The 15519-nt window shown below is 69.8% G+C and carries 14 protein-coding genes; 9 read left to right on the top strand and 5 right to left on the bottom strand.

Going from position 1 to position 15519, the window contains the following annotated elements; all coding sequences use genetic code 11:
- Window positions 1-597: 597 nt before the first annotated feature.
- The 4 genes from dnaK (at window position 598) to ACZ6TI_RS04545 (ending at window position 4835) form a co-directional block, all read left to right on the top strand.
- Window positions 598-2478, top strand: coding sequence for a molecular chaperone DnaK (gene dnaK / locus ACZ6TI_RS04560; RefSeq protein WP_465343608.1), 1881 nt, complete (start codon window positions 598-600; stop codon window positions 2476-2478).
- The gene (grpE, locus tag ACZ6TI_RS04555; protein ID WP_465343607.1) at window positions 2475-3134 is read left to right on the top strand and encodes a nucleotide exchange factor GrpE; all 660 of its coding nucleotides are present in this window, start codon (window positions 2475-2477) and stop codon (window positions 3132-3134) included. The genes dnaK and grpE overlap by 4 nt, the downstream gene beginning before the upstream one ends.
- 76 nt (window positions 3135-3210) lie before the next feature.
- Window positions 3211-4407, top strand: coding sequence for a molecular chaperone DnaJ (dnaJ, locus tag ACZ6TI_RS04550; RefSeq protein ID WP_465343606.1), 1197 nt, complete (start codon window positions 3211-3213; stop codon window positions 4405-4407).
- A gap of 11 nt (window positions 4408-4418) precedes the next feature.
- On the top strand, window positions 4419-4835 hold the full coding sequence (locus tag ACZ6TI_RS04545) for a heat shock protein transcriptional repressor HspR (protein ID WP_465343605.1): 417 nt from the start codon (window positions 4419-4421) through the stop codon (window positions 4833-4835).
- Here the strand turns inward: ACZ6TI_RS04545 and ACZ6TI_RS04540 are convergent.
- The 4 genes from ACZ6TI_RS04540 to ACZ6TI_RS04525 all read right to left on the bottom strand — a co-directional run bounded on the left by ACZ6TI_RS04540 (window position 4822) and on the right by ACZ6TI_RS04525 (window position 8314).
- On the bottom strand, window positions 4822-5268 hold the full coding sequence (locus ACZ6TI_RS04540) for a hypothetical protein (protein ID WP_465343604.1): 447 nt from the start codon (window positions 5266-5268) through the stop codon (window positions 4822-4824). The two genes, ACZ6TI_RS04545 and ACZ6TI_RS04540, sit on opposite strands and share 14 nt — an antisense overlap.
- Before the next feature lie 122 nt (window positions 5269-5390).
- A complete protein-coding gene (locus ACZ6TI_RS04535; protein ID WP_465343603.1) occupies window positions 5391-6596 on the bottom strand; it encodes a cation:proton antiporter in 1206 nt (401 codons plus the stop codon).
- A 3-nt stretch (window positions 6597-6599) separates the two neighbouring features.
- Window positions 6600-7097: a cation:proton antiporter regulatory subunit gene (locus ACZ6TI_RS04530; RefSeq protein WP_465343602.1), complete on the bottom strand. Its 498-nt coding sequence runs from the start codon at window positions 7095-7097 to the stop codon at window positions 6600-6602.
- A gap of 14 nt (window positions 7098-7111) precedes the next feature.
- On the bottom strand, window positions 7112-8314 hold the full coding sequence (locus tag ACZ6TI_RS04525; RefSeq protein ID WP_465343601.1) for a sugar efflux transporter: 1203 nt from the start codon (window positions 8312-8314) through the stop codon (window positions 7112-7114).
- Window positions 8315-8409: 95 nt separating this feature from the next.
- On the opposite strand from ACZ6TI_RS04525, the gene clpB reads away from it, so the two are divergent.
- From clpB to ACZ6TI_RS04510, 3 genes are all read left to right on the top strand, one after another.
- On the top strand, window positions 8410-11001 hold the full coding sequence (clpB, locus tag ACZ6TI_RS04520; protein WP_465343600.1) for an ATP-dependent chaperone ClpB: 2592 nt from the start codon (window positions 8410-8412) through the stop codon (window positions 10999-11001).
- A 561-nt stretch (window positions 11002-11562) separates the two neighbouring features.
- Window positions 11563-12489 carry a hypothetical protein gene (locus ACZ6TI_RS04515; RefSeq protein ID WP_465343599.1) on the top strand — a complete coding sequence of 309 codons (927 nt, stop codon included), beginning with the start codon at window positions 11563-11565 and terminating at the stop codon, window positions 12487-12489.
- Between the two features lie 53 nt (window positions 12490-12542).
- Entirely contained in the window at window positions 12543-13472 is a 930-nt protein-coding gene (locus ACZ6TI_RS04510; RefSeq protein WP_465343598.1) for a hypothetical protein, read from the top strand.
- A gap of 14 nt (window positions 13473-13486) precedes the next feature.
- Here the strand turns inward: ACZ6TI_RS04510 and ACZ6TI_RS04505 are convergent, their stop codons facing one another.
- The gene (locus tag ACZ6TI_RS04505) at window positions 13487-13702 is read right to left on the bottom strand and encodes a hypothetical protein (protein ID WP_465343597.1); all 216 of its coding nucleotides are present in this window, start codon (window positions 13700-13702) and stop codon (window positions 13487-13489) included.
- Window positions 13703-14355: 653 nt separating this feature from the next.
- Between ACZ6TI_RS04505 and ACZ6TI_RS04500 the strand changes: the two genes are divergently transcribed.
- Window positions 14356-14733 carry an ArsR/SmtB family transcription factor gene (locus ACZ6TI_RS04500; RefSeq protein ID WP_014440216.1) on the top strand — a complete coding sequence of 126 codons (378 nt, stop codon included), beginning with the start codon at window positions 14356-14358 and terminating at the stop codon, window positions 14731-14733.
- A 79-nt stretch (window positions 14734-14812) separates the two neighbouring features.
- The gene (locus ACZ6TI_RS04495) at window positions 14813-15502 is read left to right on the top strand and encodes a class II aldolase/adducin family protein (RefSeq protein ID WP_465343596.1); all 690 of its coding nucleotides are present in this window, start codon (window positions 14813-14815) and stop codon (window positions 15500-15502) included.
- The last annotated feature ends 17 nt before the right edge of the window (window positions 15503-15519 follow it).

The following is a 15519-nucleotide window of genomic DNA, read 5'->3' as shown; positions in this document are numbered from 1 at the left end:
CGGCTCGGCCTCAGCCGGCGGTGAGACCTCGGCGGTCGGTGCGACCTCGGCGGTCGGCTCGGCCTCCGCGGAAGGTTCTACGGACGGTTTCTCGTCCGAAGGCAAGGATTCGGCGGCTGTCGATGCTCCGGCCGGCTCGGCGGCCACCGTGGGTTTGTCCTCCGGCGCCTTGCCCGGGCCGGGCTCCGGCCCGGCGGCGGGGTGCGGCCCGGCCTCCGCAGCGACCTCGTCCTCTGACTGACTGGACTTTTCGGCGCGCGTATCCAAGGCATTGGAGTTTTTGGACGGCGAGGAGTCCGCGGCGTCGGTCTCGGCGGGAGCGGCCGCGACGTCGTGTTTCTCCAGATCTGGCGCGGCAGCGGCGGCGGAGGCCGACGGACCGACCGCGTCACCGTGCGTCGTCACGGCTAAAGGGTGCCCGATCCGCCCGACTCAGACAACAGGTACCCGTGTGCCGTGACCGGACAGGTATGTAGACAGGTGACTTGCGTCCAGTCCGCTCAACTTCGAGTTGACGACTAGATCGGCCGTGGCATGATTGAGCCTGGTCCGCTCAACTTGTGGACCCGACGACATGAAGAAGCGAGGGCTACCAACATGGCACGTGCGGTCGGCATCGACCTCGGCACCACGAACTCCTGCGTCAGCGTTCTGGAAGGAGGCGAGCCCACCGTCGTCGCCAACGCGGAGGGCTCCCGGACCACCCCGTCCATCGTCGCTTTCGCGCGCAACGGTGAGGTCCTGGTCGGCGAGGTCGCCAAGCGGCAGGCGGTGACGAACCCGGACCGGACCATCCGCTCGGTCAAGCGTGAGGTCGGCACCAACTGGTCCATCGACATCGACGGCAAGAAGTACACCCCGCAGGAGATCTCCGCGCGGGTGCTGATGAAGCTCAAGCGCGACTCCGAGGCCTACCTGGGCGAGACGGTCACCGACGCGGTGATCACCGTCCCGGCCTATTTCAACGACGCTCAGCGCCAGGCCACCAAGGAGGCCGGCGAGATCGCGGGCTTCAACGTCCTGCGCATCGTCAACGAGCCCACCGCGGCCGCCCTGGCCTACGGCCTGGACAAGGGCTCCAAGGAGCAGACCGTCCTGGTCTTCGACCTCGGCGGCGGCACCTTCGACGTCTCGCTGCTGGAGCTGGGCGAGGGCGTCATCGAGGTCAAGTCGACCTCGGGTGACAACCACCTCGGCGGCGACGACTGGGACCAGCGGGTCATCGACCACCTGGTCAAGACGTTCCGCGGCGCCAACGGCATCGACCTGGGCCAGGACAAGATGGCCCTGCAGCGGCTGCGTGAGGCCGCCGAGAAGGCCAAGATCGAGCTGTCCGCGGCGACCACCACCAGCATCAACCTGCCCTACATCACGGCCGGCCCGGACGGGCCGCTGCACCTGGACATGAGCCTCAGCCGGGCCGAGTTCCAGCGGATGACGCAGGACCTGCTGGACCGCTGCAAGGGCCCGTTCGAGTCGGCCATCAAGGACGCCGGGGTCAAGGTCGCCGATGTCGACCACGTGATCCTGGTCGGCGGCTCGACGCGCATGCCCGCCGTGTCCGACCTGGTGAAGAGCCTGACCGGCAAGGAGCCCAACAAGGGCGTCAACCCGGACGAGGTCGTCGCCGTCGGCGCCGCGCTGCAGGCCGGTGTGCTCAAGGGTGAGGTCAAGGACGTCCTGCTGCTCGACGTGACCCCGCTGTCGCTGGGCATCGAGACCAAGGGCGGCATCTTCACCAAGCTGATCGAGCGCAACACCACCATCCCGACCAAGCGCTCCGAGGTCTTCACCACGGCCGACGACAACCAGCCGTCCGTGCTGATCCAGGTCTTCCAGGGCGAGCGCGAGATCGCGGCATACAACAAGAAGCTCGGCACCTTCGAGCTGACCGGCCTGCCGCCGGCGCCGCGCAACGTGCCGCAGATCGAGGTCACCTTCGACATCGACGCGAACGGCATCGTGCACGTGGCCGCCAAGGACATGGGCACCGGCAAGGAGCAGAAGATGACGATCACCGGCGGCTCCGCGCTGCCGAAGGACGACATCGAGCGCATGATGCGCGACGCTCAGGACCACGCGGACGACGACAAGAAGCGCCGCGAGGACGCGGAGACCCGCAACCTGGCCGAGCAGCTCCAGTGGCAGACCGAGAAGTTCCTGGCGGAGAGTGGCGACAAGCTCCCCGAGGAAAATCGCGGCAAGATCCAGGAGGCGCTGGGCGACCTGCGCGGCGCACTCGGCGGCAACGAGATGGAGAAGATCAAGACGGCTCACGAGAACCTGGCCAAGGTGTCCCAGGAGGCCGGCTCGCTGCTCTACTCGCAGCAGCAGGCCGACGGCACCCAGGGCGCTCCCGGCCCGGACGGCACCCAGGAGCCCGGCCCGGCCGGCGCCTCCGGTGGGCCGACGGCCGGTGCCGCCGGCGGCCAGGACGACGTGGTCGACGCCGAGATCGTCGAGGACGACAAGAAATGAGCCGCGCGGAGGACGAAAACGACGGTCAGGCGACCGAGCGGGTCGTCATCCGTGATCGGCGCAAGATCAACCCGAACGGTAAGGCAACAGGGGAGTCCGTGAGCGACGCCAAGGAAGACACGGCGAAGGAGCCGGTGAAGGGCGGTGCGCATCGAGCGGCCGACCCGGAGGAAGGTGCCACGGTGACCACGGAGGATGCCGACGCCAAGCCGCCGGTGCTCGGCGCCGAGCTCGAGGCGTTGCGCACCGAGCTGGAGGAGCGCACGCGCGACCTGCAGCGGGTGACGGCGGAGTACGCGAACTATCGCAAGCGGGTCGACCGGGATCGCGGCGCGGCCGCCGAGCAGACCACCGGCGCGGTGCTCTCCGCGCTGCTGCCGGTGCTCGACGACGTCGACCGGGCCCGCGAGCACGGCGACCTGGTCGGTCCGTTCGCGACGGTGGCCGAGTCGCTGACCGCGTCCACCGGCAAGTTCGGTCTCGTGCCGTTCGGTGAGAAGGGTGATCCCTTCGACCCGACGCGGCACGAGGCGGTCGCGCACCTGACGTCCCCGGACGTCACGGAGCCGACCTGTGTCGAGGTCATGCGCCGTGGTTACACGCTGGGCGAGCGGCTGCTGCGGCCCGCCCTCGTCGCGGTCGCCGACCCCGAGTGACGCCGTCGTCGATCGTCCCGCCCGCCGGATCTCCGGCGGGCGGGGCGGCAGCCATGTGCAGAAGGAGGTGGATGAGTTGAGTTCGAAGGACTGGCTGGAGAAGGACTTCTACGCCGTCCTCGGGGTGAGCAAGTCCGCCTCCGCCGACGAGATCAAGAAGGCATACCGCAAGCTGGCGCGCGAGCTGCACCCGGACCGCAATCCGGGCAACGCCGAGGCGGAGGAGAAGTTCAAGGCCGCCTCCGAGGCATACGACGTGCTGTCGGATGACAAGAAGCGCAAGGAGTACGACGAGATGCGCTCGTTGTTCGGCTCCGGCGCGTTCCGGCGGGGCGCCCGCTCCGGCACCGGCGGCCCCGGGTTCGACCCGTCCGACCTGTTCGGTGGCTTCTCCGGCAGCGGCGCGTCGGGCGGCGCCGGTGATCGCCGGTTCGGCGGCGCCGGCTTCTCCGACATATTCAGCTCGATCTTCTCCGGCGGCGGGGCCGGCCCGGGCGTGCGGCGCACCGGACCACAGCGCGGCCGTGACGTCGAGGCCGAGGTGACACTCGACTTCGTGCACGCCGTGCAGGGCACCACCCTGCCGCTGACCCTGCGCTCGCCGGGGGTCTGCGACACCTGTCACGGCGACGGCGCCAAGCCGGGCACCACGCCGCGCACCTGCCCGCAATGCGCGGGCAGCGGGCTGATCTCCCGCAACCAGGGGTCGTTCAGCTTCTCCGAGCCGTGCCGCGAGTGCCAGGGCGCGGGCACGATCGTGGACGAGAAGTGCCCGGAGTGCCGCGGCACCGGCGGGGTCACCAAAAACCGCACGATCAACGTCCGGTTCCCGGCCGGGGTGGCCGACGGGCAGCGGATCCGGCTCAGCGGGCGCGGCGAGCCGGGCGAGCGCGGCGGCCCGGCCGGCGACCTCTATGTGCAGGTCAAGGTGCGGCCCGACGACCTGTTCGGGCGCAGCGGCGACGACCTCACCCTGACCGTGCCGATCACCATGGCCGAGGCCGTGCTCGGCACCGACCTGCGGGTGCCCACGATGGACACCCCGGTCACGTTGCGGGTGCCGCCGGGCACCCCGAGCGGGCGCAAGCTGCGTGCCCGGGGCAAGGGCGTGTTGCGCCGCAACGGCGAGGCCGGCGATCTGATCGTCACGGTCGACGTGCAGGTGCCGGCGCAGATATCGGACGAGGCCCGGGACGCGCTCGAGCAATTCGCCAAGCTGACTCCGCCGGCCGGACGGGAGCGCCTGGACGCCCGCCTGCGGCGGTTCGGGTAGGAGGTGGGCAGATGTACGACTCCGATGCGAAGGTGCTGATCATCTCGGTCGCCGCCCGGCTGGCCGGCATGCACCCGCAGACCCTCCGGCAGTACGACCGGCTCGGGCTGGTGCAGCCCGGCCGGTCCGGCGGGGGCGGCCGCCGCTACAGCGAGCGGGATGTCGCGTTGCTGCGCGAGGTGCAGCGGCTGAGCCAGGAGGACGGCGTCAACCTGGCCGGCATCAAGCGCATCATCGGCCTGGAAAACCTGGCCGGCGACCTGCAGCAGCAGGTCGCCGAGTTGCAGGCGCAGCTGGCCGACGCATATGAGCGGATCGCCCAGCTCGAGGCGATGAGCCCCTACCCGAGCCGGGACCTGGTCCGGCAGGAGCGCCCGTCCACGGCCCTCGTGGTCTGGCGCCCTCGTCGAGGTCCTAGCGGCGGTTGAACAGACCGAGGCGTCGGGGGTGGCGCACGAGGCCGCCCTCGATCCACTCCTCGTAGTCGAACAGCTCGGGGCGGGTCATCAGCACCCGGCAGTTGTGCGCCCAGATCGACATCGGCTCGTCGCCGACCTCCTCGGCGCGCTCGACATACTTCTTCAGCCGGCGCTTGCGCTGCGACGACGCGTTCGGTCGCACGCCGTCGGCGGCATAGATGTACATGCAGTGCTGCGCGAAGCGGCGGGCCGGGCACTGCCGGTCCATGGCCAGCTCGAAGAGAGTGGGCCCGAGGACGTCGCCGGCGATCAGCAGGTCCCAGTCCGGCGGCATGGCGTCGAGCGGAACAGCCTCGGGGTGGTATGCCCAGGCCTGCAGCTCCTCCGGACGAGGGTCCACCGGGTTCGCGAATCCGAAGAATGTCGATTCACGCAAGCTCACGTTCGCCGCCTGAGTGTCCTATAACACGAAACTGTCGAGCGGAACGCTAGCGCGCGGAAACGGCCATGCGAAAGGTCTACTCGTTCACATTCTGATACTGGTCAGTAGCTGGTTGATCAGGTTCAGTCGGTTGCGGCCAGCGGCGCCGGCGTCGCGGAGAGTGCCATCCGACGCCGGACAGCGGCCTTGAACCAGGGGTAGTCGGGCAGCCGGGCCAGCATCGGACCGCTCACCACGGTGATCAAAACGTACGCGGTGGCCAGCGGCGCTAGCTCCGGCTCGACCCCGGAGGCAACCGCCAAACCGGCGATGACCACGGAGAACTCGCCGCGCGGCATCAGCGCGAGACCGGTGCGCAGCCGGCCGGGCAGCGCGATCCGGGCCCGTTTCGCGGCGAGGTAGCCGGTCAGCACCTTGGTGGCCATGGTCAGCACGGCCAGCCCGAGGGCGGGCAGCAGCACCGGCGGCATGTCGACCGGATCGGTGGAGAGCCCGAAGAAGACGAAGAACACCGCGGCGAACAGATCCCGCAGCGGCGACAGCATTTGTGTCGCATGATGCGCAACCGGACCGGACAGCGCGATGCCGACCAGGAACGCGCCGACCGCGGCGGAGACGTTGAGCTCGGCCGCCACCCCGGCGACGAACAGGGTCAGGCCGAAGACGCTGAGCAGCAGCGCCTCCGGGTCGCGGACCGACATGAAGCTGGAGATCGTGTTGCCGTACCGGATCGCCACCACCAGCACCGCGATCACCGTGACCACCGCGACGGCCAGCGCCTCCAGGCCGCCGACCAGGCCGACACCGGCCAGCACCGCGGTGACCAGCGGCAGATAGAAGGCCATCGCCAGGTCCTCGATGACCAGCACGGACAGGATCACCGGGGTCTCCCGGTTGCCGAGCCGGCCCAGATCGCCGAGCACCTTGGCGATCACCCCGGACGACGACACCCAGGTGATGCCGGCCAGCACGATCGCCGCTTCCCAGCCCCAGCCGAGCAGGAACGCGAAGCCGGCCCCGGGCAGGGCGTTGAGCAGCATGTCCAGCACGCCGGCCGGTGCCGAGGCGCGAAGGTTGCCGACCAGCTCCGACGCGGAGTACTCGAGGCCGAGCATGACCAGCAGCAGGATCACGCCGATCTCGGCGCCGACCTCGATGAACTCCTCGCTGGCGTTGAGCGGCAGCAGGCCGCCGTGCCCGAAGGCGAGGCCGGCCAGCAGATAGAGCGGGATGGGCGAGAGACCGATGCGCCGGCCCAGGCGGCCGAGCATGCCGAGCGCGAACAGCAGCGCGCCGACCTCGATCAACAAGACGGTGGTCTGGTGCACCGCTCAGCCGTCGGTGTCGCCGGCGAGGATGGCGGTCACGCCACTCAGGCCGTCGCGGGTGCCGACCGCCACCACCACGTCGTTCGCCTCGAAGACGAAGGACGGCCCGGGGGAGGCGATCACCTCGCGGTCGCGCAACACCGCCACGATCGACGCGCTGGTGCGGGTGCGCGCGCGGGTGTCACCCAGCTTGCGGCCCACGAAGGGCGAGCCGGCCGGCAGCGCGATCTGCTCGGTGAGCAGCCCGGCCGCCTGCTGACGCAGCCCGGCGAGCTGGCCCAGCATCAGCGAGGCGCCGAGGACGTCGGCCAGCGCCTCCGCCTCGTCGTCGGTGAGCGGGATCGAGGCGAGGCACGAGTCGGGGTCGTCCACGTCGTAGAGCACCAGGTCGCGACGACCGTTGCGGTGCGAGACCACCCCGACCGTCCGGCCGGAGGAGGTGATCAGATCGTGCCGGACGCCGATGCCCGGCAGTGGAGTTTGCTCTACCCGTGCGCGCACACCACCACGCTAACTCACTGTGAGCCCTGCTTTCGCAGACCCAGCAGGAACAGCAGGCCCACGGCGCACAGCCCGGCACACATCACATATGCCAGCCGGTAGTCGTAGCGCTGCGCGATGCCGAACAGTGGCCCGGCCAGCATCGCGCCGATCGGGAACGTGTTGGTGAACAGTGTCGTGGCCCGGCCCGGCTGACTCGGCAGCATGTCCTGCACGAAGCTGATGCTCGGCCCGGAGATGGCCGCGATGAACAGGGCGTTGAGCACCTGCGCCGCGAGCAGCATCCAGACCGTCGAGGTGGTGACGGCGACCAGGAAATAGACCACCCCGATGGCGGCGCCGGCCAGGATCACCCGGCGGACCGGGACGCGCGTGGTCAGCCAGCCCATGCCGAGCAGCAGCGGAATCTCCAGCGCGGCACACAGGCCGAGGATCAGCCCGGCGTCGGACACCTGACCGCCCAGCTCGCCGCGCACGAACAGCGGCAGCGCCTGCACGCCCAGGGTCAGCGGGCACTGCAGACAGGTGAACGCGACGGTGATCAGGATCACCGTGCGGCGGGAGATGCCGGCCGGCGGCTCGACCACCACACCCGCTTCCGGAGCGGCCGGCGCCGGCGCCCGCACCTCGGGCAGGAAGAACGCCGCGAGCAGGGCGGCCAGCCCGTACATCGCCGCGGCGACGGCGTAGACCAGGCGGAAGCCGCCGGTCTCGACCAGCAGCGCGGCCAGCGGCGGGCCGGCCACCCAGGCGATCGAGAACACCGTGCGCAGCGAGGTGATGCCCATCGCGGCGCGGTCCGGCAGGTCGCGCTGCAGCACCTCGCGGGCATAGGCGAACGACTGCGGGAACAGGGACCCGGCGAGCGCGATGGCGGTGACCTGCAGGGCGAGCAGCACCCAGTAGTCCCGGATCACCGCCGTCAGGGCGCAGCCCAGCACGCCGATCAGGGCGGCGCCGATCAGCAGCCGCCGCCGGATCGGCCGCCGGTCGGAGAGCCGCGCGATGCCCGACGCCACCAGCACCCCGGCCAGCGGGCCGCCGACCAGGAACGCGGTGACCTGCAACGGGCCGGCGTCGACCTCGGTGCTCAGGAAGAGCGACAGGAACGGCACGACCAGCGCGACCGAGACACCGACGGCGAGAAAGACCAGGCCGAGCGGCAGGAAGACCCGAACCAGACCGGCGCGCGTCACGGTGGCGGTGTCGGTTCCCATGGCCGGAACGCTACGGCGTACCCCCGACATTGTGTCGACGGTCTAGGGTTGAGCGGGCTAGGCTCAAGTCTGCGGAAACTTGATCTGGGGAGCACATGAACGCCGAACGTCTGACCACCAAGAGCCGCGACGTCATCACCGGGGCGGTCGCCGACGCCAACCAGCGTGGGCACGCCACCGTCGAGCCGTGGCACATGCTGCTGTCGCTGCTGGACACCGGCGGCTCCACCGCTCCGGGCCTGCTGCGCGCGGTCGGCGCCAATCCGGCCGACGTGCGTCGCGTCGCCGTCCGCGCGGTCGAGCAGTTGCCGTCCGCCCGGGGCTCGAGCATCGCCGAGCCCAGCCTGTCCCGTGAGTTCGTGAACGCGATCGGCGAGGCCGAGCTGATCGCCAAGCCGCTCGGCGACGAATACGTCTCCACCGAGCACCTGCTGGCCGGCCTGGCCCGGGTCGGCGGTGCGGTCGGCGCGGCGCTGCGCAACGCCGGCGCCACCGAGGAGGCGCTGGTCGCGGCGTTCCCCGAGGTGCGTGGCGGTGACCGGCGGGTGACCACGGCCGAGCCCGAGCAGACCTACAAGGCGCTGGAGAAATACAGCGTCGATCTGACCGCGCTGGCCCGGGACGGCAAGATCGATCCGGTGATCGGGCGGGACACCGAGATCCGCCGTGTGGTTCAGGTGCTCTCCCGGCGTACGAAGAACAATCCGGTTTTGATCGGTGAGCCCGGCGTCGGGAAGACCGCGATCGTCGAGGGGCTGGCCCAGCGCATCGTGGCCGGTGACGTGCCGGAGACACTGCGCGACAAGAAGCTGGTGTCACTGGACCTGGGCGCCATGGTGGCCGGCGCGCAATATCGCGGGCAGTTCGAGGAGCGGCTCAAGTCGGTCCTCGAGGAGATCCGCAACTCCAACGGGCAGGTCGTCACGTTCCTCGACGAGCTGCACACGGTGGTCGGCGCCGGCAAGGGCGAGGGCTCGATGGACGCCGGCAACATGCTCAAGCCGATGCTGGCCCGCGGCGAGCTGCGCATGGTCGGCGCGACCACGCTGGACGAATACCGCGAGCACATCGAGAAGGACCCGGCGCTCGAGCGGCGCTTCCAGCCGGTCGTGGTGGGCGAGCCGACGGTCGAGGACACCATCGGCATCCTGCGCGGTCTGAAAGGCCGCTACGAGGCGCATCACCGGGTGCAGATCACCGACGGCGCACTGGTCGCCGCGGCGGCGCTGTCCGACCGCTACATCACCGACCGCTTCCTGCCGGACAAGGCCATCGACCTGATCGACGAGGCCGCCTCCCGGCTGCGCATGGAGATCGACTCCCAGCCGGTCGCGCTCGACCAGCTGCAGCGCCAGGTGGACCGGATGCGGGTGGAGAGGCTGGCGCTGGCCAAGGAGACCGACCCGGCGTCGGTGGCCCGGCTGCAGAAACTCGAGCGTGACCTGGCCGATCGGGAAGAGGAGCTGACCGCGCTGACCGCCCGCTGGGAGCGCGAGCGCGGCGGCCTCAACCGGGTCGGCGAGCTGAAGAAGAACCTCGACGAGGCCACCGCCGAGCAGGAGCGCGCCCAGCGCGACGGCGATCTGGAAAAGGCGTCCCGTCTGCTCTACGAGATCATCCCGGCGCTGAAGAAGGAGATCGAGGCCGCCTCCGCGGTCGAGGACGAGGCGGAGAAGGAAGAGCCGATGGTCGGCGAGGAGGTCGGCGCCGACGACATCGCCGAGGTGATCTCCTCGTGGACCGGCATCCCGGCCGGCCGGATGCTCGAGGGCGAGACCGCCAAGCTGCTGCGCATGGAGGAGTCCCTGCAGGGCAAGGTGGTCGGCCAGGCCGAGGCGGTGGCCGCGGTCTCCGGCGCGGTGCGGCGCGCGCGGGCCGGTGTCGCCGACCCGGACCGCCCGACCGGCAGCTTCCTGTTCCTGGGCCCGACCGGCGTCGGCAAGACCGAGCTGGCCAAGGCGCTGGCCGGCTTCCTGTTCGACGACGAGCGGGCGATGGTCCGGATCGACATGAGCGAATACGGCGAGAAGCACTCGGTCGCCCGGCTGGTCGGCGCCCCGCCCGGATACGTGGGTTACGAGGAGGGCGGGCAGCTGACCGAGGCGGTGCGCCGGCGGCCATACAGCGTGGTGCTGCTGGACGAGGTGGAGAAGGCTCACCCGGACGTGTTCGACGTGCTGCTGCAGGTGCTCGACGACGGCCGGCTCACCGACGGTCAGGGCCGCACGGTCGACTTCCGCAACGCGATCCTGGTGCTCACGTCGAACCTGGGCTCGTCGGTGATCTCCGACTTCACGCTCGGCGAGGAGGAGCGCCGTGAGGAGGTCATGGCGACCGTCCGCTCGCACTTCAAGCCCGAGTTCCTCAACCGGCTCGACGACATCGTGGTGTTCCACGCGCTGACCTCGAAGGATCTGGCGGCCATCGTGGACATTCAGCTCGGCCGCCTGCGCACCCGGCTGGCCGACCGGCGACTGTCCCTCGAGGTCTCCGAGCCGGCCGTGCTCTGGCTGGGCGAGCACGGTTACGACCCGATCTACGGCGCACGCCCGCTGCGCCGGCTCGTGCAGTCCGCGATCGGCGATTCGCTGGCCAAGGCGTTGCTGGCCGGGGACATCACCGACGGCGACACGGTCCAGGTCGACCTCGGCGAGGACAAGGACCACCTTCGGGTACGCCGCGCGTGAAAAGCAGAACGGCCCCGGGTCGTCCCGGGGCCGTTCTGTCAGTCCGTCGCTTCCCGCTGCCGGTAGGCGTGTGTCATGAGGATGTCCGTGAAGGCGTGTTCCCCTTCATCGGACCAGATCCTGATCCCGTCTCTGACCAACTGGTAGCGAACGTCTTTGTATCGGGTTCTCGTATCGTCGTGGTGAACGACGGTCAGGGTGTCTGCGTGCGGCATGGGATGCACCGGTCCTTTTCAAGTCTGAGGCGGCCGCGGATTGGTCACGCGGCCTGCGCAATCGGATGGGTGCCCGGATCCGGTCTGCCTGCTCCCCAGCGTCTTTGTTGCGCGGGCGGCGACTCGGTCGGGCACGGGTGACCGCTGGAGGTCTCTGCTGCCAGCTTGGGGCCACGGGATCGAAGTGTAGGTGGCGGGATCGACTCCTGTCGCCCCCTGAAAGGGCGACCTTTTCGGGGGTTTTCCTCCATCGCTGACCGATATTGCCACACCGGTGCGACGCATGAGGTCTGGTCGCGAAGCTAGCGCCCGACCGATACCGTGAGTAGATCAACGAGGGGGGATCGTGGCTTATCCGACGTATTCGGGGCCGGCATCATCGCCGCCGCCGCGGCCGGGAACGGTCACCATGTCGACCTACCTGCTCTGGATCGCCGCCGCGATCGCGTTGGTCAGCGGCATCCTGACGCTTTCCACGGTGGGCCGCACCAACGAGGCCTACAGGGATCTGTTCGAGGGCACCCCGTCCGCCGGCACCGAGTCGATCGTGGTCGGCGCCAGCGTCTTCGCCGTGGTGCTGAACATCCTGCTCGCGGCCGGCCTGGTGATCCTCGCCATCTTCAACAACCGTGGCCGGCAGGGTTCCCGGATCACCACCTGGGTGCTCGGCGGCCTGATGCTCTGCTGCAGCGGCGGCGGGCTGGCCAGCGCCGGCCTGACCTCCTCGATGAACCTGGACTCGGCCGGCGGACCCTCCCAGGAGGAGATCCAGTCCCGCCTCGACGCGGTGCTCCCGTCCTGGTACGAGCCGCTCAGCATCCTGCTCACCGTGGTCTCGCTGCTGTCCATCCTGGGCGCGGTGATCCTGCTCGCGCTGCCCGCGTCGAACGCGTTCTTCCGGCGGCCGGCCACCGGGGGCTTCGATCCGTCGGTGCCCTACCCGTCATATCCGGGCGGTCAGCCGCCGTTCCCGGGCGGGCCGTCGCCCTATCCGACCTATCCGCCGCCCCCGGGCGGCCAGCCCGGCTACCCGCCGGCGGGATATCCGCAGTCCGGCCCGCCGGCCGGCTACCCGCAGTCCGGCCCGCCGCAGTCCGGTCCGCCGGCCGGCTACCCGCAGTCGGGCCCGCCGCAGTCGGGCCCGCCGCAGTCGGGGCCGCCGGCCTATCCGCCGCAGGAACAAGCGCCGCCGACGCCGCCGAGCTCGGATCCGTGGGGCAAGCCGGAGGGCGGCGAGCAGAAGCCGCCGACCGATCCGACCGCGCAGCCGTGATCCGTCCCGCACACGGGTAGGTTCGTCCGCAACGGATCATCCCGGGAGTCCACATGACCTACGCCGCCGCCCCGCCGAGCGTCGCACCTCCGCCTGCGGAGGCGCCGCGCCGGCCCGTGCCGGTGCAGCTCGCCGCCGTCCTGCTGGCCGTGATGGCGCTGGTCGGGCTCGGCTACGCCGTCACCACCCTCGCGGTCACCCCGGGCGTGGTGTCCCGCTTCCGCGACGCGGCCGGCAACGCGGACACCTCCGACGTCGACGGCTACGTGACGGTGGTGTGGACCGTGGCGGCGATCGGCGCGGTGCTCGCGGTCGTGTTGTTCGCGCTCTACATCGTGCTGGCGCTGGGCCTGCGCCGTGGCAGCCAGGGCTCCCGGGTGGCCACCTGGGTGGTCTGCGGTCTCGGCCTGCTTCTCGGCTGCGGCTCGGCGGCCACGGTCGGCGCCCAGCGCGCGGGCGACGGCACCCCCGGCACCCTGGGCTACGCGCTCACCTCGGCCTATCCCGGCTCCTGGATCGAGCTGAACGTCGGCCTGGTGATCGCGCAGATGGTCGGCTATCTGATCGTCGGCATCCTGCTGGTGACGAGTCCGGGCGCGTTCTTCGGCCGCGGGCAGTCCACTTCCGGGCGACCGACGGCCTATGTCGCATTGCCGACATACGGCGGCCAGCCGGCGGCCCAGCCCTATCCGCAGCCCGGCGGATACCCGGCCCAGGCGCCGACGCCACCATCCGGATTCCCAGCTCAGCCGGGCTATCCGGCGGCCGATTACCCGACCTCGGCGGCGCCCTCGGCGAGCTACCCGGCCACTCCGCCGGGTGGTCACCCGCCGGTGTCCGCCGAGGATCACGCGGCGTGGGCGAGGCCGGCCCCGGCGGCGCCCGAGGCGCCCGTGCCCACGCACCACGACCACTCGTCGTCCGGCGACGCACCGAGCTCGGATGGATCGGCGGCCTCCGATGGGTCGTCTTCTTCGGACTAATTGCCCTCTAACGGTTACTCGTCGCGTTCACCGAGCTGAAAGCGCGTGTCGGGGTTCACCCGTCCGTGAGCGGACATCGATGGTTGTGCGTCACCCGAACGGGTACCGTTGAACGCCGAGGATGGGTCGTAAACGCGCCGTCCGGCCGCCTCGAGCCGGGCTTTAGGGCGCGGTTTTGCTGACGGACGGCCAAAGGTGTTATCGAAGCGTGCGCAGGCTTCGATCGCCATGCTCGACGGCCTGATCCCGGTCCTGACCCGCGGATTGGGGCGTTGAGCTGCGTCTATCCCTCGCGGATCAACCTAAATCGACAGCCATTTAGTAAACAATATTTCCAATATCTTGGGGCAGCGTCGTGGGTCAATAGTTCCTTTTCCGCCCGGCGGGGCGGAACGGCCCGGTTTTTAGATGCAAGTACGCTCGAAGGCAGGGAAGAACGCTACGACCTGCGTAAATTCATCGACGTTCGGTCGTTGCACAGAGTCGTGGCGTGCTTTCATCGGGTCGTGAAGTCAGGGGATGTCGACGGTGCCGGCGCAGCACCCCGGCCGATCTTCACGACACGGGTATGGCAGAGGGCCGCTACGGCAACGCCGCCGTATGGATCGACAAATCGACAATGTGAAGCGTCTCACTCCGAGGTGGCGGATCGAGAGCTTGACGAAGTTGGGCAGCGACCAGACGGCGACTGAGGCGTTGCAGGAGGCAGAGACCGAAGTCGGTACCAAGTAATGGTCGGGTCGGTAGTCGAACGGAACCCGCAAGGGCGACGGGCAGTCGAACCCGACAGACCAACAAGGTGATCGATGTCGGCCTTACGGCCCGAAAGTCAGCCGGTTCGTTCCTGCGCACATGCAGGAGAATCGATGCAGTTGGTGGAAGGATGGAGATCGTGGGAACTGCGTTGGCGGAAATGACAATGCCTCAGATCTCGCCGCTAGCCGGCGAGCCTATTGAACGTGCCGACGCCGAGCGTCTGGCGGGAGTGCTGAAAGCACTTGCCGACCCGGCCCGGCTTCGGCTGCTGAGCCTCATCCAGTCCGCGACGGACGGTGAGGCCTGCGTCTGTGACCTGACGGCCCCGCTCGGTCTCTCGCAGCCTACGGTGAGTCATCACCTGCGGATCCTGACTGAGGCCGGCCTTCTCGAGCGCGAGAAGCGCGGTGTGTGGGCGTACTACCGCCTCGTGCCGACGGCGATCGCGACCATTGCCGATCTGTTGACCCCGCCTCGGAAGCGGGCGACCAAGAAGGCACGCTGAGCGCCGATTCACAGCGCATCGCCTGGCGTCACCACGTCTGAGGCGTGACGCCAGGCCCGAGGACCTTGGAGTTAATCGGGTGAACTACGTCTCCGGCGATCTGCGCGACGAGCTCGCGCACGTGGGATACGACGTGGTCCAGGCCGGACTGGTCAGTGGTTCGGGCGGCAATCTGTCCGCACGAATCCCGGACGAGGACGCCTGCTGGGTTACCGCTCGCGGTTCCTGGTTGGCCCGGCTCAGCCGTGCCGACTTCGCGGCGGTTCGCATCGCCGACGGCTCGCCCGCCGCCGTCGGCCCGGCGCAGTTCGGAGCGGTGCCGGCGCCACGGGTCGAACCGACCAGTGAGCTGGCTCTGCACCTCGCCCTCTATCGAGCGCGGGAGGACGTCAACGCGATCGTCCACCTGCACCCGCAGACGGCGTTGCTGCTCGACGCGCTGGGCGAGCACATCCGCATCGTCACCACCGACCACGCCTTCTACCTGAGGCGGGTGTCGACGGTGCCGTTCCGGTTGCCCGGCAGCACCGAACTGGCCGCGTTGACCGCGGCGATGGCCGCCGACGGCACCGACTGCCTGGTGCTGAGCCAGCACGGTTCGGTCGTCATGGCGGACAGCGTCGAGTTGGCGCACAAGCGGGCACGCAACCTCGAAGAGGCCGCGCTGCTCACGTATCGGGCACTGACCGCGGGCCGGCTCGAAGGCCTGCGCGAATGCCCGGAGGAGTTCCTGGACCGTCTCCACTCGTCAGCGGTCGTCACCGTCTGACGGCCCCTCTGCCACGA

The organism is Actinoplanes sp. NPDC051388 (genome assembly GCF_055586225.1).
The sequence above is the reverse complement of the archived record's forward strand: the minus strand, read 5'-3'. Positions and strand labels throughout refer to the sequence as shown.

Coding starts and splice junctions, on each gene's coding strand:
- dnaK (WP_465343608.1), top strand. CDS start 598: ATGGCACGTGCGGTCGGCATCGACCTCGGCACCACGAACTCCTGCGTC.
- grpE (WP_465343607.1), top strand. CDS start 2,475: ATGAGCCGCGCGGAGGACGAAAACGACGGTCAGGCGACCGAGCGGGTC.
- ACZ6TI_RS04545 (WP_465343605.1), top strand. CDS start 4,419: ATGTACGACTCCGATGCGAAGGTGCTGATCATCTCGGTCGCCGCCCGG.
- ACZ6TI_RS04525 (WP_465343601.1), bottom strand. CDS start 8,314: ATGGGAACCGACACCGCCACCGTGACGCGCGCCGGTCTGGTTCGGGTC.
- clpB (WP_465343600.1), top strand. CDS start 8,410: ATGAACGCCGAACGTCTGACCACCAAGAGCCGCGACGTCATCACCGGG.
- ACZ6TI_RS04510 (WP_465343598.1), top strand. CDS start 12,543: ATGACCTACGCCGCCGCCCCGCCGAGCGTCGCACCTCCGCCTGCGGAG.
- ACZ6TI_RS04505 (WP_465343597.1), bottom strand. CDS start 13,702: ATGGCGATCGAAGCCTGCGCACGCTTCGATAACACCTTTGGCCGTCCG.
- ACZ6TI_RS04500 (WP_014440216.1), top strand. CDS start 14,356: ATGGAGATCGTGGGAACTGCGTTGGCGGAAATGACAATGCCTCAGATC.